Origin of the sequence: Candidatus Hydrogenedens sp., assembly GCA_035378955.1 — a bacterium.
Lineage (GTDB): Bacteria > Hydrogenedentota > Hydrogenedentia > Hydrogenedentales > Hydrogenedentaceae > Hydrogenedens.
Genome location: DAOSUS010000016.1, coordinates 17,691 through 36,936, shown reverse-complemented (window position 1 = coordinate 36,936; position 19,246 = coordinate 17,691). Strand labels below are relative to the sequence as shown.

Genomic DNA, 19,246 nt, shown 5'->3' with positions numbered 1-19,246 from the left:
TTTTATTTTAGCAAGGAATAATCAATATCTTTATTTAAATGTTCTGTGAGAATTTGCAATTCTTCTGCTCTATGAAAAGCCTTTTCTACGGCATTTTTATCGCATATAATTGCAGAAGGAAGGTAAATAAAGTGCCAGCCTATTGGCAAAACAGGTTGAAGATGAAATAGCAGGGACCAAATCCAATCAGCACTTTTATAATCGGACAAATTATCACAGGTCTGAGCCCGAAACCACCAGAATAAGGGTTCTTCACTGCATTCTTCGGTCAATTTAGAAAAATAGGATAAAGCACCTTCATAATCATGCTCTGAAAAGCATTTTACTCCATTCCAGAAAATGGCGGATATATTCTTTTTTGCAGTACCGTAATTTAATAATCTGCATTCCTGCTCAAAATCTATTTTTTCAGAAAATTTTTCATAAATCTGGACTATCAGGTTTGGGTTTTGTTCCCATGCGTAATATAATAAATAGGCCGCCTGTTTATATTTTTTTAATTTTGCCAGTTGCAGAGCACACCGAATAAAATGGGAACCTGTGCGGTCATGGTCATAACGATGTTGCCTATAAAATGTGTCTGTTAATAAACTTGCCTCTTTAAAAAATTTTTTTGTTAATTTTTTTGTATCTACATTTATTGTAAATATGTTTTTATATATTCTTTCCCGTGAAGGTGAGATTTGAAACAGATATATTTTCTGTTCCCCAGGTAAAGCGTGAACAAAGTAAGAAAAGCCATATTGGTTCAACACAGAGGGGAAGGTATTTAATGCAGTTCCGTATATATCAGGGATAACAATCCATGCCTTTGTTTTTTTGTCCTGGTTTGGACCTAAACTATCAAAATAAACTTGAGCTATATCTGCCAATCCTTCCTCCGTATATGCATCTGTTGCAGGAATAGAAATATCTTTATTGTTAAGTTTAAAAATTGGCATCCAGAACGGGTCATGAATAATTACAATATCCTGCGTTCCTTGATTTTTAGAAATAATTTTTCCTACTCCTTTCCAATCCATCCGCCAGGTGCTTTGCGACATAATTCCAATTGGATAAAGAAGCACAATTATAAGAAGGATAATTAAAATTCGAGAAACAAATTTTCTTGTATGTGAAAGAAAATAGGTAAGCCCTAAAAAATGTAATGGAATGAGAAAAACAATATATCTTATTACAAATACAGGGGGTCCAAACCTTGCTAAAAGAAATAATAAAAGGAGCGGGATAACAAATAAGGATAAAAGGAAAAAAGGGACCCGCAGTGTGTCTTTTTTGTATATCCAACTTTGAATATTTTCATACAACAAACCCAGCAAACTCAATACAGAAAAAAGGATAAGAGCAAGTTCAAATCCTTTTTGTGAATGATGTAGAAAAGCCCCGAAAATGGATGAAGAACACTGCCACGGATGGGATATGCCTATCGGGCAAATCCCTCCTTTTCCGACGATATTAAGAGCAAAAGGAAAGGATAATAATTCCTGTAATGAAGGTTTTAGGTAATATCGGTGTAGTTGCGCAGGTTGAGGAGGAATGGTTAAAATCCATGCAAACCAGGGGATTAAAAAGAACGAATATATAACAACAATAGAAAGCACTTTTTTTATATGATTTTTTTTCTTATATTGCACAGCAATTAAGAGTAGAAACTCCGTAGCCCATATAACTATCCCGATATGATGTGTCCATAATAGCATTTGATTAACAATAATCCAGAAAACAATGGTTCGGTTATTGGAAATGTCTTCAATTACCTTCATAAACAGGAAAAACGAACCCCATATCAGAAAGAGATATGCCATATACATCCGTGCTTCCTGTCCAATAAAAATAAGAGCAGGAGAAAGTGTTATCCCTATGCTGACAATAAATTTTGTTCCATCAGGTAACTTCCCTTGCCGCTCCAATTTGTTCAATACAAACCAGAACATAAGATAAAAACCTATCCATATACAGACACTGAACAATCGTAGAGAAACAATCTCTGTCCCAAAGCATTTCCCCCAGAAATATTGAAGTAAAGGGAATAAAATCCCCCCGTAAGGATAGGTGTTCCTTTGCTCGCTTAGGAAGTGGAAAATGGAATTAAGATTTAGGTTGGCTATGCACGCATATTCCTCCAGCGAAATAGACTCTTGAGAAATTCGATACAAACGAAGGAATAGCCCAACAATTAGAAGTAGAAGACAGAAAAAGATGTCCGGATTAATTTTGATGTTTGACAATATGTTCTTACTTGTATTGGTCATATATTTTGTATCGTTCTATATTGTCTCGAACATTTCTAAAATCCCATGCGTATTTCCAGTGTTTATAGTAACCCTTGATAGAATTATTTTCAGGGGCAACCAGAGTTATCAAAAAAGGTTCCGCAGATGGGTTTTTTGCTCGATATAAGCCTCGAAATGATGTTTTAAACTCTTTCGGTATTTCAACCCCTTTCCATGTACCACGAACCCATATAATCGGTTCCCGATTGTTAAATATCGGTTCATTTCTTGGTTTTATGGTAGAAGCAGAGTATACTAAAAAATAAATACTTATTCGAAGGGGTTTATTTTCCTTGGGGGCATAAAAATGGAGAAGTGGATTTAAGGGTTCCGAGAAATCAACGGCGTAATAGGTATTATCATATAGCGAATAAATAGGGAAAATTTCTGTTAATTCGAAATCCGCCCGCAGAAATTCAAACGGTGTTTCCATAGGAGGTAGTTCAGATACTTTTTCAAAAGCGGGTAAGGTCTTTGAAGGTTGAAATAAGATGTTGGCTCCATTATCAACATGATTAAGACTTACTTCTTCCCAATTTAATTGACGATAAGAGGAAACAAGGTTTAACAGTTGATATTTTTGCCATAGAATTAATAACGAATAAAGCAATGTGCAGGAACATAGGACAAATAGCAGGACAATAACACCGTTACGCAGTCCAACAAAAATAGTTTTCGCTGACAATTTTTTTCGATACAAATAATAAAGAGTATGAATAAAACCTGCACTCAATTCATATATAAACACAATGATAATCCCGTATAAGATAGGTGTCAGATGGACCACATGCCGATATTCAAATAAGATAGAAGGATAACCTAATAAATAAACCAAAACCCCAGCAATTAATATCCCTTTCCAGATATTTTTCATACCTGTAATAAAGACTATTCCCAATAATGCCCACGGTCCGATATAAGCCAGAAAGATGTCCCAGTAGTAAAGACAGTCGGTGAAGAATAAAAAATGAGATGGGCGATTAAATTCTTGATGATTTTGCTTTTGTTCCTTTGTAAAATTATAGATTGTTGAGAAGCAATTACTACAGGAGGACAGGACCCTACCCCATAAATCCGCAGGCAAGTGCCATACAACAGACCTAAAATAAGCCCTACCTGCGGAACCGTATGCCGGTGACAGATAATTATCAAAAGACTCCTTAAAACCTGTGCGTCGTGCAAAGGAGGCAATTGTTGAATGAACAAGCATATCATTGGGTTCATAAACGAGCCGATAGGAAGCCGTGCCACCCATTGAGGTTTGTTCTACGGTGCTTGCAAGACCCTGCACCAATGAATGGCTGGATACGGCTCCTTTATCTTCAGCAATTGCCAGCAATATTGGATAACCCGTTGCAAGAAAGGACAACAGGTAAAGGACAAAGCAATTTATGCTGGCAATGATTTTCTTCTGATAAAAAAATTTTCCTCCAATAATAGCGATAAACGACAGCCCTAAAAAGAATAATATAAGTACATCTTGACGAAACCCCAATCCAATGCCTATTGCAAACCCTAATAGAGAAGAGAAGATAGCAGTTCTCCATACACATTTATTTGCAAAGTAAAACAAAATGGTAGATATTGCGAGAAATAACATGAAGAAAGTAGTTTTTGAATAGTCACGAATGGAAGGCAGCAGAAAAAGAAGGGATGGGGCATTCATAACGAGGCAGGTTGTTATAAAGGCAGTTATTCTCCCGCTGAACATATACAAAGGGATATATGTCGCTAATACGGTAATGACGAACACTATCCCCGCATATAATTTTAATACATCCCAATTTATTCCGAACCATCGCCACAGAATACCTATCGTATATATCAAATAATAATGTGTTCTTACAAAGCGACTATTGTCCCATCTTCCCCAATCTTTAGGCAGGTCAGAGAATTGCATGGAACTTGTTTTCTGTTCCAGAAACAGTCGCATATTTTCAGGATAAGGGGCTACGGGTGTAGTGAAGCCCTGTCCACATGCAATAGATATGGCATTGACCAGCCAGTCCTGTTCAAAACGATAATCTCTTCCAATCGTTTTCACACGGATTGTTAAATGTTCATAAACAATCACGGAAGACAAAACAGCGATAAGTAAAAAAAGGAGTAAATCAGCAATAATTCTTTTCATTGTGCTGTTTTTGTCTTTTTGTTTACTCATGGGCTGAATTATCACGGGTATTGTTGTATTTTAACATAATGTTCAAACTATTCTGTGCCAGTCCATCATAAGGGAAATATCGCAAACATTCTCGATACATTTCAATACTTTTTCTTATCTCTCCCCTATTGGCGTATACATTCCCTAACAACCGCATAGCAATTCGGGAGTAAGGATATTTTTTCAGAAATTCCTGAGCCACTACCTCTGCCTGAAGGATATTTTTTGTCTTTAATAACCATTCAATTAACTGCATACAAATTTTTTCATCGTCTTGATTTAGTTTATAGGCATTTGAATATCCTTCGACTACGGTTTCTTCTATCTTTTTTCCGAGTTCTTCATCGAATTGTTTTTCCTTTTCAGAAATAATTTCCAGAGAAATAGGGTCAATAATCACAGCCTTTTGCATCCGTAATTGTAGCAATTCTGTAGCATGGTTCCAGCCTAAATAACGGGCACAATCTTCCATACTCATCAAAGGGATTTCTCCTTTTTCCGTGATAATTTTGCGTTCTTTTAAGATATTTGAAATGGCTCGAAACCACTCACAAGCAAGCAAGTAATTTCCCTCAAAAGTAAAATGGATATTGTCGCAGAAATATTCGTAACCGGGAATGCCCCCGGGACTATTTTTTGAAAGCATTTCATCCACATCAACCAGATGGACATTTTGAGGGAATTTGTTACAGGTGTCTGCAATACATCGGTTCATTTCTGTTGGCTCAAAACGGATAGAGCCCCATTCTTCTTTTTTCTTGCCATATTTTCTATTATAGGATAAGGTTCCTACAATTACATCGGCATGAGCGAAAATTCCCGTCTGTATCATATCCCTGAGATTTTTTTCATATATTTGTAGGGTTCTTTTTTCCTGTCCTTGTTTGGGGAGAAAAGGGAATAAATCTTTCGGTTTCTGTTCACGCCAATTTGTATTTTCTTTTCGTTCTATTAATTGTACCATTCGTAGTGAATTTACATAGGTATGTAGTCGAATAATGCTATTCTTTCTTAAGAAAGGGTATGAATAAAGCCAAGAATGTTCACCATAAGGACCTATTGTTTCGTTGTTCCCCATGTAAATAATAAAGAAATCGGGAGATAATTTTGAGCAGGCTTTAGCCAGAAAATAAAGCACATGGGAATTAATACCCGGACATGATACATTATATATTTCCCACTTTTTTACGGGAATGGAATGTTTTAACATAACTCCTAATTGCCGTGCAGAAGATTCCAGCCCATACATTGCAGATTCCCCGAAAACAAATATTCGAATAGTATCTTTATCCTTTTGTTCAGGAACATAAAAATCAAGATGGTCCCAATTTACAAAGTCGTGTAGAAGGATATTAAAAAATTGTTGGTAAAAATTAGGGTTCGGGATGGATACCGTTAGTGTATTAAAATGTTTTTGGATAATTGGGTGTCGGTCTTCTCCTTTGTTTAAGAACCGTAGAGTATATTCAAAAGAGAAAAGAAGAAAAAAAGGAAGTAGACATAGCAAAAGTTGAAGGGATATAAACCGTATTTTTCCCCAGAACAATTTTTGTTGTGTTTTCATGAGACTGACTTTTCCCGATATAGATAAAATGAAGTAATCCTATTCTTTATTCCGTATCCATTTTTCACGGACTATAAACGCAGGAATACGGTATAAAGCGAGGAAAGAACGCATTGCAAATTCACCGATAATAGAAAGTATCCCTACAATAATCAGCAATGAGAAAATAATAACATTCAAAATTAGTCCCGGGGTAATCTCATTCATAATGTGATAATCCCAAAAAAGAGCGGAGAAAATTCGCAGAAAGAATAAGAAGCCAAATATAAGGCAGAATATCGCCAGCCATTGAAACAAACGAGGAGATAAACGCACCAGATTGTCCATATTGTATTGCCAGAGGCGCCAGAAGGTATATCCGGATTTCCCATAGGGTCGTGGGAAATGCTGAACGGGAACCTCTACACATTTTCCTGCACGGGAAACTACATCTGCGGTGCGGAATATATTGAAAGGACCGTATTCGAATGCATGTATGAGGTCTGCACGATAGATTTTATAAGTGCAACCGAAATCGGTCAAAGACATACCCGAAGATTTTCGCATAATCCAATTGGCAATTTTTGATGGAATTTTGCGAAGGGGGCTATCCTGCCGCTGAATACGATATCCACTGACAATGTCAAAACCCTCATCGTATTTCTCTATTAATTTAGGCAAATCCTCCGGGGCTAATTGTAAATCACTATCTATAAGGACAATCGCCTTACCGCGTGCCTCCATAATACCTGCGGTTACTCCTGCCTGTTGTCCCGAATTGCGATATAAATTAATTATAGAAAAAACCCGTTCATCTTCTTTGTAGATTTCTTTCAATATTTCCCATGTTTTGTCGGTACTCCCATCGTTTACAAAGATGATTTCGTAGGACCTGCCTATTTTTTCTAAGGTTTCCTTCAAACGACGGTGAAATTCACGAATACTTTTCTCTTCATAATAACAACTAATAACTATGGAAAACTCTATATCGGAATGGTTCACATCTTTGCTCATTTCTTCATGCTTCTCCTCCTGAGGTAAATAATTCATCTCTCTTTGCAATGGAAAAAATAGAGCCGCACAGGTCGGGGTATTCCAGTCCTAACAGATATAATCCGTCAATTTGAGAAGGTCCTAATATGCCTGAACGATATAATTGGTTTAATTGGAAATCCGCCAATATTTTCAGAAAAATACCCCCTTGATGAATTATCTTAAACCCTTCATGAGTTAGGTCTCGGTTAAGTCGCACTCGGTCATAAATTCTTCGATGTCCATGCTGAAGGTCATGAGGAGTAAAATCATCTAATTCTTCCAATATACCCATGTGCCGAGCTAATTGACGGGACAAGGCACGCGCATTAGGCACAACGGCATAGAAGATACCTTCAGGTAATAACAACCTTCGAATCCTGTTTAACACTACCGAAGTATCCTGAACATGTTCCATTACATATATGGCAAAGATAACATCATATTGTCGTCCTGTCTTTTCAAGGGTTAATTCTTCAAAAAGAGAGGAAATAAAACGGACATTGGGGATATTCTTCTTTTTCCCTTCCCAGATAAAAGCGGCATTTCCTTCTACTACATCCAACTCTGCCAATAAGGGAGCCAGCATTGCTGTATCTACGCCTTCTGCATATCCTAACTGAAGTCCTATCATCTGCGGGTTTAGGTAAGGTTTAATGGTGCGAACAATAAGTTCCCTTATAACACGGTCCTGCATAGCCCCCTTTGTATATGTTTTTCCTACATATTCAATAAATTCATGCTCATCCATACCACAAACTCCAGTCTATCAAACTTTCTATCATATCCATACTAAACACCGGTATCTTTAATGTATCATATACTTCCTTGCGTTCCTGATAAGAATCGTCAATGAATATAGGTTTTTTTGATTGAATATAGGCCGATTTCTTTTCTCCTTTATGTAACTCAATGAATGCACTTATTAGTTTATCTAATCCGAGTGCGTGTAATGAAATTTTATAGGGTCCCTTATGCCGTGTAAGCACGGTTATTGGGATATGGGCTTCTTTACATTGTATTAAAAATAAAATCAATGGATAATTCAACTTTCCGTGAAGGAACAGACAGTCATCATAATCAATATAAACATGGTCAAAGAAGTAGGGTTGTTTTTTATAAGTCTGCGGTGGTGATGAAACAAATGTTTTCGGGTAATAATTGAACAAACATCGCTGCATTTCTTCGGGAAAGGTCTGTTCCATAATTTCGACGGGTATACGCAGGGCATCGTAAACGGTTAGTAAGGGTAAATTAACCCCACGATTGCGAAATAAACCCATTCCTCCGCTAACCCGTGGAGCAATTTCAAGCAAAACCAATTCGCCATTGGCTCGTTCTTTCATTTGAAAAAACCAAGCACCTCGAAATTTCAGATGTCCATTAATTGTTTCTGCAAACTGTGTGAATTTACTACAATTTGTGACCCGTGTATCCACGCTAATCCCATTGGATACGCGAATACGCTCTCTGGCCCCAAAAAAGATTAGTTTCCCTTCGTAATTTGTAAAGCAATCAAGGGTATATTCTTTTCCGGGCAGGTATTCTAAAATTAAAAGATTTGACTTGTTTTCCAGTATTCCTTCCAATTCGTTCTTTGTTTCTACACGAAATACCCCTTTTGAACCTTCACCTATTTTGGGCTTCAGAAATACAGGAAAATGGGGGATTTGATAAGTATTTTCAAAAACTTTCGGAACAGGAAGTATCCCCTCGAAATATTTATAAGTTTTTTGTTTATCTCGACAAATTCGACATGTTTTTATCGGGGAGATTAGAACTTTACCAGGCAAATCGCGTTGATGTTCTGCTAAAAATAATCCTACTGTATCGTGAGCAGGAAAAATAAAGTCAATTTTTAATTTTTTCAATAACGGACAGAACTTTTTCAGGAAGGTCTTTTCATTTACAAAGGGTAATCCTGTGTAGTAGTGTTTGAATAGCAAACAACCCACATCATTTTCAAGGCTGGTCGCTCCAAATAATTCTATATGTCTCGAATAAGATAGAGAGCGGAATATTTCAAGACCTATTTCCGTTCCTCCCGGGAAGATCATTACACGGACAGGTTTTTCTAATTTTGAAACGTTCCTTCTTTTCATGCATCAGCCCATTTCGGGAAAGTTTTTATCATCTCACAAATTTTTATAACATACTCATGGGGTAAACTCCCATACATAGGTAAGCATAGAACTTGTTCTGCGGTTTTATCTGCATTAGGCGTTGGAATTTTTGGAATATCTGTCCTTTGAGCATAATAGGGGATACGATTGCATAAGGGATAAAAATATTTTCGTGCAATTACATTACACAGGCGAAGCCTTTTATATAATTCGTCTCTCGAAATGCCATATTCTGCTTTATTTACTTCAATAGGAAAGTAAGCATAATTCCAATCACAGTCTTTGGGTTCTGAAACCGTTTGAATCCCCATACAATCATTTAACTGTTCACAATATAATTTATATAAAGATTTTCTTTTACTTATTTCCTCTGTTACTTTGGGCAATGAGGCAAGACCGAAAGCAGAAGAAAGTTCGTTCATTTTCCCATTTATACCAACACCAACTACCGTTTCTTCATCGGCAATACCAAAATTTTTCATAAAATATGCCATTTGTGCCTGTTCTGGCTTATGACAAATCAAAGCACCACCTTCCGCAGTGGTAAATAACTTGGTGGCATGAAAACTTAATACAGATAGGTCTCCATAATCACATAAAGAACGGCCTCGATACCAACACCCAAAAGTATGTGCGGAATCGTATATTATCGGAATGGAATATTTTCTTGATAATGCGGAGAAACCGTCTACATCGCAAGGTATTCCATAAACATGCACCGGTAAAATAGCCTTTGTATTCGGAGTAATATATTCTTCCACCTTTTGTGGGTCCAAATTATATCCACCTGCTTGAATATCGCAAAACACGGGTTTCAAACCGTTCCAGCAAATAATGTGAGGTGTTGCCGGGAAGGTAAAAGGGGTCGTGATAACCTCTCCCTCCTCTATATCCAGTATCTTCAATGCTATTAATAAGGCTATAGTTCCATTGCAAAAAAGAACTAATTCCGACACATTCAAATATTTTTTCAGTGCCGATGTAAATTGCTGATGCCAATGGGCTTCATTGGTAAGCCAGAGTGTTTCCCAAATTTTTGAAAGAAAAGAATGATACTCTACCTGTGTGGGCATCATGGGTCGTGTTATATATACTGCCTCCGAAAATCGTTCTCGCTCCATATATTCGTTCAAATCCATATTTTTAATAACCTTATTTCGAAGATGATACCCGAAATTAATTACAATAATACAACAAATTTTATTTAGTTTAACACAATCCGTATCACTATCATGAATGAACAAAAATGTCCTGAAATACAATCAAAAGAATACCTACGAAAGAGTAAGAGAATAAATATTCTTATAAATGTGGGTTTACTTCTTGCAAGTCTTCTTCTCTGTCTTACGATTGCAGAAATGTTCTTTGCCTATTGGGAGATGAAACTTGTTAAATCCATGGGGGTGTTTGTTCCTGTAGACCCGCGTTATGATAGTGCTGCCTGGGAAGTAGACCCTATGCAAGCGAGTCGCTTCACATGGCAATCGGATGGGAATAGTATTGTCCACATCCGCTCTAAAAATAAAAAACTAATGTATGAACTACGACCCAATGCAGAAATATCCGGCATGATAAAAATAAATTCCGATGGATTTCGCGACCGTGAATTTTCTCGGGAAAAACCGTCCCATGTTTTTCGTATTGCCGTAGTTGGGGATTCAGTTACTTTTGGCTGGCGACAAAGATTGGAAGACACCTATCCGAAAAAATTAGAGCAACTCCTACATGGGAACAATACCACAAATATACAATTCGAAGTGTTAAATTTCGGAATAGGTGGTTATAATGCAGAACAGGAAATTGAACTTATAAAAACGAAAGTGCTTTATTATAATCCAGACCTTATAATCATGGGTTATTGCCCGAATGATGGACAAATTGGTTTCGATGGGGGGCTCTGGTGGCATTTTTTTCGCGGTCCTTCTCGAACAATTTCTTTCCTTAAATTATTGTATATATACAATGAGTATAAACAGGATGAATTAGCGTTATTAAAAAATCCTTATTCCGAATTGGCACAAATATCCCGACAAAGAAACATACCTGTTTTGGTTTGTATTTTCCCTATGCGGCAAGGCGATAAACTCTGGTGTCAACCCCGTTTTATTCCTTTGTTGGAAGAATTGAAAATTCCCTATTTCAATCTTATCCCTGAATTTGAAAAGAATAATATCCAAGAACTTTTATTGGACACGGTGCACTTTACGGTTGACGGTCATAATTTTGTAGCACAACAGATATACCGTTACCTTACAGAGAATAAAATAATCCCCTTAAGATGATAAATCAGGCCTATCGGTCTTATGGTTCGGATTTAACGAGACTTTATGCGTTCCCTTTGACTTTATGGATAATATTTGTCGTTGATTGACCTTCCACACCGGGGATAAGAGCAATTCTTCCGCCATAACTTTCTACAAACCGTCGTTCGGGCTGAACTAATGTATCGATTGTATAATCTCCGCCTTTGGCATAGACATCCGGCTTTAACTGTTTAATTATTGAGAGAGGAGATTTTTCATCAAATACAACAATATAGTCCACACATTCCAGAGCCGACAACACCAGAGCACGATTGTGTTCGTTAATAACCGGTCTGCCTTCCCCTTTTATTTGACGCACAGAGCGGTCACTGTTCAAACCTACAACCAACACATCCCCTTCTTTCTTTGCACGCATGAGATAGGTAATATGTCCCACATGTAAAATATCAAAACAACCATTTGTCCACACAATCTTTTTATTTTGTTCTTTCAATTGCTGGACAATCTTTTTTAATTGAGGTAATGTCTTTAATTTCGAAGGACCGCCGGCACTTAACAGGGCTTGTTCCACTTCCTCACAGGAAACGGTAACAACTCCATGCTGGGCTACGGCTACACCCGCAGCTGTATTTCCCAATACAGCACATTCATAAAGGTTCGCTCCCGCAACTAAGGCGATAGCAACGGTTGCCGTTACAGTATCGCCAGCTCCTGTTACATCAATTACCTGAACGGGGGCAATCGGCACATCTTCAATCTTACCGTCTTGATAAAAAATAGTTATACCATCGGGTCCACGCGTTATCATTGCATTCTTGGCTGATTTAAGTAAAGCCTTCCCTGCTTTTTTCAATGTTTCATAGTCTACAACATTAATCCCTGTTGCAATCCCTGCTTCCTTGTCGTTCGGAAGTATAACATCAAAACCCTGAAAAATGTTAGCCCGTGCACGAGAATCTGCAACGGTAATCAAATGATATTTTTTAGCACATTCTGTTAAGGCGGATAAGACATTGGGCGTTATCACAGAAGATACCTGGTCTCCCACCATAATAACATCTACCTTTTTAGCCACCTTCCATATGTTTTTGATTAATTGCTCCTCTACCTTGCCTGAGATAGGCTTGGGACGCGGAGTATCTGTGCGAAGAACTTCCTGGGTTGGGATATTATGTCCACCAGCACGAAGTTTCCCATAGGTGTTTGTAGGTCGTAACGGGTCAACCACAAGATAATCTATGGTTACATTCCGTTTCAGAAATTCATTTCTTAAAATCTCTGCATTAGAATCTGCACCTACAACACCTAACATATATACCTTTGCTCCGAGTGCAGAAGCATTGCAAGCAGCATTACCTGCGGCACCTGGATTATATCTACGCTCCAATACCTCTAAAACAGGAATGGGTGCTTCTAAACTTACTTCTGTAACCTTGCCGTAAACATTTTCATCTAAATAAATATCACCAATAGCAAGAACACGCACTTTATCAAATTTTGATAGTATAGAAAAAAGTCGTTTTGTATCCATATTTTTACCCTTATCCCAGTTGGTTTGTTTAAAACTTAATCCATTTTATTTCAAAATAAATAAGTAGTTCAATATTTTACAAAATACAGAGTTGAAAATACGACTGTGTTTTTTGGAATAAAAAATTTAGTTGATTTTGTCAGTAAAGATTATTTGCAAAACGATTATATATATGGTATTATATTAGCACTCACTACGGGTGAGTGCTAACAGAAAATCAAAACTATAAATATTACTTTCCTTGAATGTAACTTTATTTAACCATTTAAGGAGGAGGAATTTCTTATGGCAAAACAGATTGTTTTCAGTGAAGAAGCCCGCGAAAAATTGATTAAAGGCGTTGATGTCTTAGCAGATGCAGTAAAGGCAACTTTAGGTCCGCGTGGTCGCAATGTATTATTAGAGAAAACCTATGGTTCTCCGACCATCACAAAAGATGGTGTAACGGTCGCAAAAGAAATTGATTTGAAAGACCCGTTTGAGAACATGGGTGCAAGGATGTTGCGTGAAGCAGCAAGCAAAACCAATGATACCGCAGGTGACGGAACAACTACGGCAACTGTATTGGCTCAAGCCATGGTTCACGAAGGTATCCGACTGGTAACCGCAGGAGCCAATCCGATGGCTATTAAACGCGGAATGGACAAAGCACTGGCAGAAGTAGTGAAAGCCATCGCTAATATGAGTAAAAAAGTTCGCAATTCTGATGAAATACGGCAGGTTGCCACTGTCTCCGCCAATGGAGATAAGGAAATTGGGCAATTCATATCGGAAGCCATTGATAAAGTCGGGAATGATGGGGTTATTACGGTTGAAAAAGGAAAAGGATTAAAAACGGAAGTAGAAATTGTAGATGGTATGCAATTTGACCGTGGTTATCTATCACCCTATTTTGTAACAGACCCGAACAATATGACCGCAGTTCTTGAAGAATGTTATGTCCTTTGTTATGAAAAGAAAATCAGCAGTATTCACGATTTGCTACCGCTTCTCCAGAAAATTGCCCAGACCGGAAAGCCTATGATAATTATTGCAGAGGACATCGAAGGGGAAGCATTAGCCACTCTTGTTGTTAATAAAATTCGTGGAATACTCAAAGTCTGTGCCGTAAAAGCACCTGCTTTTGGTGACCGCAGAAAAGAAATACTGAGAGATATATCTATCTTAACGGGTGGACAATTCTTCTCCGAAGATTTGGGTATTAAATTAGAGAATGTAACCCTTGACCAATTAGGTAGAGCCAAACGCATTGAAGTTACAAAAGATTACACAACTATTATTGAAGGTGCCGGTAAAAAGAAAGATATTCAAGCACGGTGCGAACAAATTCGCCGACAAATCGAAGAAACCACCTCCGATTATGACCGTGAAAAATTACAGGAACGCCTTGCCAAATTGGCAGGTGGTGTTGCTGTTATTCGCGTAGGTGCTCCCACAGAATCAGAATTGAAGGAAAAGAAAGACAGAACGGATGATGCCTTGAATGCAACCCGTGCTGCCATTGAGGAAGGATTTGTTCCAGGTGGTGGTGTTGCGTTGCTTCGTGCCCGTAAGGTATTGGACAACTTAAAACTGGAAGGTGATGAAGGTCTGGGCGTTGCATTAATGAAGAAAACTATGGCTATCCCCTTAATTCAAATAGCCAATAATGCCGGACTAAATGGCGAATTGATTTCTGCTAAATTGGAAGAAGAAAAAGAAAATGTAGGATTAAATGCAGATACAGGAAATATTGAAGATTTAATTAAAGCGGGTATCATTGACCCGGCGAAGGTTATTCGTTGTGCCTTACAAAATGCAGTTAGCGTTGCCAGCATGATTATCACAACCGAATGTCTTGTTGCAGATATTCCTGAAAAGAAAGAAGATAAAGGCGGTGCCCACAATCATCCCCACTACTAATCAAAATATTTAATATAGAAATATTTAAGAGGGAAGCCCAAGCTTCCCTCTTTTTTTATCCACAGATACTAAAAATTACATCAAAAAATTGCTATCTTCGACACGGAGTATATCAATATACCATTATCACTCCTGTTTATAGAATAAGGTAAATTGGGGGGTGTTTCCAGATATTAGAGATATTTCTTCTGGGGGATAATCATCAAAGTAAAATCGTTTAATTTAGACAGAATTAGAAACAGGATTAACAATTCTTCCCAGGAATAAGATTGCATTGGTTTGGTTATCCTGTATTATAAAGATAAAAGGATGGTCTGCAATGAAATTAATCTTTTTTGGTGAATCAATATCCTCGCCTAATTTTAATAAAAGAACAGTTGCTGCGGAAGCAACTGTTCCTTTTTCATCAACTTTTATATATGCTTTATGTTTACTTTCGTCTAAAAATATTCCCATATCCGTTGCATTTGAAAAATCTGCACCAGCAGAATAAGCAGAAGTTATTCCCAATTTCTTAAAAGCAGCATCTAAAAGATAGTTTGTTTCTATTTCAAATTTTGGGATAGAAATTAGATAAACACTACGGGGTTGCATTTTTTGCTTCAACTCTGGAAATTCTCTCAATATTTTCTCCTCCTGTTCTTCCAAATTGCCTTGCTTAGGCAAAATAATCAACATGGATATTTTGCGTTCCTTGTAGGGTAATTCTAAGATCTCTAATTCAGGGGTATCTATATACAAAAATTCTTGTTCTGGATTTATAAAATTCATAAATGGGACATTAATTGTCTTATTAGCATTAATCTTGAATTCCCTATCCCTTGTGTTTTGTTTATCAAATTCATAGAGCCATACTCCTTTGAAATATATGGAATTAGTTAAAACCATAACAGTGAAATCATCAATCTCATTTGGCAAAATAAGATCTTTTATAGTTCCTTGAGTTTTTTCTTCAACAAAATTATTAATAGTTTGGGCTGATTTAGACGGGTTGCCTGAAAAATCTAAGTTTTCAACTAATCCAAAGTAATATTGCTTGATAATATTTTTATAATTTTCTTTTACAGGGAAAGTCTTATTTATCCATAAAGCATTTGCCAGTAGAATTTCGTAATTTTTCTCATCGGATTTGTTCGTAGTATTTTCTTTTTTAAATTGAGTGTCGAACATTCTATATATATACGATATATTAGGTCGTATCACATCTATATCAGGGAAAGAACATGCTTTTTGAATTTCCTCTGCCGTTTTACCCTTTGCCATTTCATATAACATTGCCATTGCCATGGATATACTGAACGGTGAAATAAAGTGGTTTTTATCTGCTTTCTCTGTTGCCAATTCTAAATAAAGGTCAATGCCGAACTTATTATTTGCCTCGACTACCTGTTGAATTCCTTCTTTCGTATAATTGAGAGGAAATTCTTTTGGTGGTTGTTCTTTCTCCGTTTTAACAACTACTGAATTCGTTTTGTAGATATAGACGGGGACAAAAATTAAAAGTAGTATAAATGTGGTAGTTATAAAATATAAAAATCGGTTTTTATTAAAGAGTTTCATAACTAAATTCCTTTTTTTATTTTTGCTATAGACTTTACCCGAATACCTGTCGCATGCGGTCGCAATAATAACGGATGTTATCCCATTTCGCATCCGGGGGAATACGATGGTCAGGACAGGGGATAAAACCTCCTAAGTCAACCAAAGGTTTAAGCCGTTCTATTTCACGATCAACAGCATCTCTGTCATGAAGAAATACCACTTTATTCATTCCTCCGACACCGCGTAAGCCTTTGCCATATTTTTCCCTCCATGGGGCAATGCTTGCGTTCCATGTGCCCACCTCTATCGGAAACATGGTATTCACGCCATTATGAAACCATGTCGGAATAAGGGCATCAATGCAGCCATCGCAATCCAGCGAAACGATGTCCAGTCTATAACTATTGCATAACTCTGTAATCCTCTTATAATGAGGTCCGACCCATTCATCAAAAACAGAAGGAATTACCAGCGGTCCATTTTTAAAGCAGATGTCTTCCCAAAAATGGGCAAAATCATACCTGGCTCCATTTTGCAAGGCTCGCTTTGTATTCTGGTAGCAAAGTTCACCGTATGTATCAATCATTTCCTTGAACAAATCAGGGTCATCGGCATAAATATAACTTAATCCCACTACCCCTGTAACATTTCGCAAAGAGCCTAATAAACTTCCGCAATGTAATCCATAAAGATAATCCCGTTCATTGGTTTTGAGAAATTCCTCTCCACCTTCTCCAAAAGGTATCATTTTATCATTTACACGAACAAGTGTTTTTAGTATTCTATTCTCATTATATTGAAGTCTCGGCAAGTAGTGTTCTTCCCAATCTTTACGGGTTTTTAAAAGGTGGTCAAACTCTGCTGGGATAGAAACAGCTCCCGGTTTTTCGAGAACAATAACGCCATCTTCATTCTGCACTTTCCTGGAACCATCAGATAACTCTTCAATCGTTTTTCGCTCAAATAAAGGGTCTAAATGGGCGTTGGGCTTAAATACCGAATAATAATTAAAATCAAAACCCAACTTTTCACTTATTATGGCATCCACAGGATTTCCATCTACCCATTCTTTCGCTTCTTCCTTTGTGATGTATCCTTCTTCTGCCCATTTTGTTAAAGTCTCATTCCAAAAACCAAAATGAACTATTGGCAAACGGTCATACGGTTCATATCTTAAAACGGCAAGAGCCCTTTCCCTATGTGTCATGTCTATCCTCCTGAGTATATTCTCTTTTATAAATTAAGATTTCTGGATAAAGGTTTAATTTTTTAATTATTGTAATACAGAGGGAGTTTCGAGGGAAAATGAAACGAAAGAGAGCAGGAGTGGCATTAATAATATCGGTAAGCAATAGCGAGATAATAAACTTTAGTAAAAGAAGATAAAAAAGAGGAAAAAAGAACAAAAAATCAATACAATTATTATTGGTTATCGAAAAGATATTTTCCTTTCCCAAAGCGATTTTTCTTCTCCAAAAACGGTATAATCATTTTGCAGATTAACCCAAAACTAAAAATCCTATTTGTTCAGAGGTTTTGTATATTAATAAGAACATTATTACCAAATAAAAATCAAAAGGAGATTTATTCATGGAAAATCAATCATTTAATCATGGCGGTCATTCAACCCCTTCCCGTAGAGATTTCATAAAGACAAGTGCTATTACGGGTGCATCTTTCTTTATAGCCCGTTATGCCTTCTCCGAAACGGCTCCATTGAAAGTAGGTATTATCGGTTGTGGCAGACGCGGAACAGGAGCCGGGATTGACTGTGTTCGTTCTTCCCCAAACATTAAAATAACGGCTATCGGAGACCTTTTCCCGGATGCTATTCAGAAATGTAAGGCAAAATTAGCACAATTAGGCGATGCGTTTCAGGTAGAGGATAAAAATTGCTTCACGGGCTGGGATAATTACAAAGGTGTTCTGGATACAGATATAGATATTGCAATTCTTGCTGCACCACCAGCGTTTCGTCCCCAACATTTTCAATATGCTGTTGAAAGGAATAAACATGTTTTCATGGAAAAACCTGTTGCGGTTGATCCTGTTGGAATTCGCTCCATCTTAGCCACAGGCGAGAAAGCCACGGAAAAGAAACTCAATGTGGTTGCAGGAACGCAACGCCGCCATCAAAAGCCTTATCTCTCTTTGATAGAGAAAATTCATGAAGGAGCCATAGGTGACATCGTTTCCGCTTCGTGCTATTGGATTGGTGATTATGATTACTATACCCCTGTTCCACGCGACCCATCCTGGTCTGATATGGAATACCAACTCCGCAACTGGAACTACTACACATGGATTTCGGGCGACCACATTGTAGAGCAACATGTACATAACATTGATGTGATTAATTGGGTATTAAAAACACACCCTATACGCGCTATTGGTATGGGCGGAAGACAACAGAGAACGGGTCCCGAATTTGGTCATATCTACGACCATTTCTTTGTTGAATTTGAATATCCCGGCGGTATCCGTGTAACCAGTGCTTGCAGACAAAACAAAGATACATACAAACGCGTTGGAGAATATGTTGTCGGCACACATGGTAAAGCAGAACCCGGAAAATATATCTTCACAGATAAAGAATATCCGTATACAGGTGAGCAAAATAACCCGTATGAGCAAGAACACGCTGACCTTATCTCTGCTATTCGAAATGGCACATATATCAATGAAACACAAGCCATTGCGGAAAGCACTTTAACAGCGATTATGGGACGCATGTCGGCTTACACAGGTGAAGAAGTAACCTGGGATTGGGTAATTAACGAATCCAAGTTAAACCTCTTCCCTGAGAAATTAGACTTCGGACCTATGCCCGTTCCTCCTGTTGCAATACCAGGTGAAACTAAACTTATATAAGTAT

Annotated in this window: 13 protein-coding genes; 3 read left to right on the top strand and 10 right to left on the bottom strand. The window is 37.5% G+C overall.

Going from position 1 to position 19,246, the window contains the following annotated elements; genetic code table 11:
• Nucleotides 1–2: 2 nt before the first annotated feature.
• Genes PLA12_05270 through PLA12_05240 form a run of 7 tightly spaced genes read right to left on the bottom strand, consistent with a single transcriptional unit; the run spans nucleotide 3 to nucleotide 10,271 of the window.
• The gene (locus PLA12_05270; GenBank protein HOQ31907.1) at nucleotides 3–2,228 is read right to left on the bottom strand and encodes a hypothetical protein; all 2,226 of its coding nucleotides are present in this window, start codon (nucleotides 2,226–2,228) and stop codon (nucleotides 3–5) included.
• A 7-nt stretch (nucleotides 2,229–2,235) separates the two neighbouring features.
• Nucleotides 2,236–4,434 (bottom strand): hypothetical protein, encoded by a 2,199-nt coding sequence (locus tag PLA12_05265; GenBank protein ID HOQ31906.1) that lies wholly within the window; start codon nucleotides 4,432–4,434, stop codon nucleotides 2,236–2,238.
• Nucleotides 4,427–5,998 (bottom strand): hypothetical protein, encoded by a 1,572-nt coding sequence (locus PLA12_05260; protein HOQ31905.1) that lies wholly within the window; start codon nucleotides 5,996–5,998, stop codon nucleotides 4,427–4,429. Before PLA12_05260 ends, PLA12_05265 begins: the two co-directional genes overlap by 8 nt.
• A 39-nt stretch (nucleotides 5,999–6,037) precedes the next feature.
• Nucleotides 6,038–7,027: a glycosyltransferase family 2 protein gene (locus tag PLA12_05255; GenBank protein HOQ31904.1), complete on the bottom strand. Its 990-nt coding sequence runs from the start codon at nucleotides 7,025–7,027 to the stop codon at nucleotides 6,038–6,040.
• Nucleotides 6,996–7,760: a class I SAM-dependent methyltransferase gene (locus PLA12_05250; GenBank protein HOQ31903.1), complete on the bottom strand. Its 765-nt coding sequence runs from the start codon at nucleotides 7,758–7,760 to the stop codon at nucleotides 6,996–6,998. The genes PLA12_05255 and PLA12_05250 overlap by 32 nt, the downstream gene beginning before the upstream one ends.
• The gene (locus PLA12_05245) at nucleotides 7,753–9,111 is read right to left on the bottom strand and encodes an ATP-grasp domain-containing protein (GenBank protein ID HOQ31902.1); all 1,359 of its coding nucleotides are present in this window, start codon (nucleotides 9,109–9,111) and stop codon (nucleotides 7,753–7,755) included. Before PLA12_05245 ends, PLA12_05250 begins: the two co-directional genes overlap by 8 nt.
• Complete coding sequence (locus PLA12_05240; protein HOQ31901.1) at nucleotides 9,108–10,271, bottom strand: DegT/DnrJ/EryC1/StrS family aminotransferase; 1,164 nt, start codon at nucleotides 10,269–10,271, stop codon at nucleotides 9,108–9,110. The genes PLA12_05245 and PLA12_05240 overlap by 4 nt, the downstream gene beginning before the upstream one ends.
• Before the next feature lie 93 nt (nucleotides 10,272–10,364).
• Between PLA12_05240 and PLA12_05235 the strand changes: the two genes are divergently transcribed.
• A complete protein-coding gene (locus tag PLA12_05235; protein ID HOQ31900.1) occupies nucleotides 10,365–11,414 on the top strand; it encodes an SGNH/GDSL hydrolase family protein in 1,050 nt (349 codons plus the stop codon).
• 43 nt (nucleotides 11,415–11,457) lie between these two features.
• On the opposite strand, the gene rfaE2 is transcribed toward PLA12_05235, so the two are convergent.
• Entirely contained in the window at nucleotides 11,458–12,927 is a 1,470-nt protein-coding gene (gene rfaE2, locus PLA12_05230) for a D-glycero-beta-D-manno-heptose 1-phosphate adenylyltransferase (GenBank protein HOQ31899.1), read from the bottom strand.
• A 285-nt stretch (nucleotides 12,928–13,212) separates the two neighbouring features.
• On the opposite strand from rfaE2, the gene groL reads away from it, so the two are divergent.
• A complete protein-coding gene (groL, locus tag PLA12_05225) occupies nucleotides 13,213–14,829 on the top strand; it encodes a chaperonin GroEL (protein ID HOQ31898.1) in 1,617 nt (538 codons plus the stop codon).
• 222 nt (nucleotides 14,830–15,051) lie between these two features.
• Here the strand turns inward: groL and PLA12_05220 are convergent, their stop codons facing one another.
• Both PLA12_05220 and PLA12_05215 read right to left on the bottom strand, forming a co-directional pair.
• Complete coding sequence (locus PLA12_05220; protein ID HOQ31897.1) at nucleotides 15,052–16,389, bottom strand: serpin family protein; 1,338 nt, start codon at nucleotides 16,387–16,389, stop codon at nucleotides 15,052–15,054.
• A 34-nt stretch (nucleotides 16,390–16,423) separates the two neighbouring features.
• Nucleotides 16,424–17,578 carry a uroporphyrinogen decarboxylase family protein gene (locus PLA12_05215; GenBank protein ID HOQ31896.1) on the bottom strand — a complete coding sequence of 385 codons (1,155 nt, stop codon included), beginning with the start codon at nucleotides 17,576–17,578 and terminating at the stop codon, nucleotides 16,424–16,426.
• Between the two features lie 383 nt (nucleotides 17,579–17,961).
• On the opposite strand from PLA12_05215, the gene PLA12_05210 reads away from it, so the two are divergent.
• Nucleotides 17,962–19,242 (top strand): Gfo/Idh/MocA family oxidoreductase, encoded by a 1,281-nt coding sequence (locus tag PLA12_05210; GenBank protein HOQ31895.1) that lies wholly within the window; start codon nucleotides 17,962–17,964, stop codon nucleotides 19,240–19,242.
• Nucleotides 19,243–19,246 lie beyond the last annotated feature (4 nt).

Bases quoted from the DNA above. Each gene is read 5' to 3' on its own strand.
- groL (HOQ31898.1), top strand. From the start codon at position 13,213: ATGGCAAAACAGATTGTTTTCAGTGAAGAAGCCCGCGAAAAATTGATT.
- PLA12_05260 (HOQ31905.1), bottom strand. From the start codon at position 5,998: ATGAAAACACAACAAAAATTGTTCTGGGGAAAAATACGGTTTATATCC.
- PLA12_05235 (HOQ31900.1), top strand. From the start codon at position 10,365: ATGAATGAACAAAAATGTCCTGAAATACAATCAAAAGAATACCTACGA.
- PLA12_05250 (HOQ31903.1), bottom strand. From the start codon at position 7,760: ATGGATGAGCATGAATTTATTGAATATGTAGGAAAAACATATACAAAG.
- PLA12_05210 (HOQ31895.1), top strand. From the start codon at position 17,962: ATGGAAAATCAATCATTTAATCATGGCGGTCATTCAACCCCTTCCCGT.
- PLA12_05255 (HOQ31904.1), bottom strand. From the start codon at position 7,027: ATGAATTATTTACCTCAGGAGGAGAAGCATGAAGAAATGAGCAAAGAT.
- PLA12_05245 (HOQ31902.1), bottom strand. From the start codon at position 9,111: ATGAAAAGAAGGAACGTTTCAAAATTAGAAAAACCTGTCCGTGTAATG.
- PLA12_05220 (HOQ31897.1), bottom strand. From the start codon at position 16,389: ATGAAACTCTTTAATAAAAACCGATTTTTATATTTTATAACTACCACA.
- PLA12_05215 (HOQ31896.1), bottom strand. From the start codon at position 17,578: ATGACACATAGGGAAAGGGCTCTTGCCGTTTTAAGATATGAACCGTAT.
- PLA12_05265 (HOQ31906.1), bottom strand. From the start codon at position 4,434: ATGAGTAAACAAAAAGACAAAAACAGCACAATGAAAAGAATTATTGCT.
- PLA12_05240 (HOQ31901.1), bottom strand. From the start codon at position 10,271: ATGGATTTGAACGAATATATGGAGCGAGAACGATTTTCGGAGGCAGTA.
- rfaE2 (HOQ31899.1), bottom strand. From the start codon at position 12,927: ATGGATACAAAACGACTTTTTTCTATACTATCAAAATTTGATAAAGTG.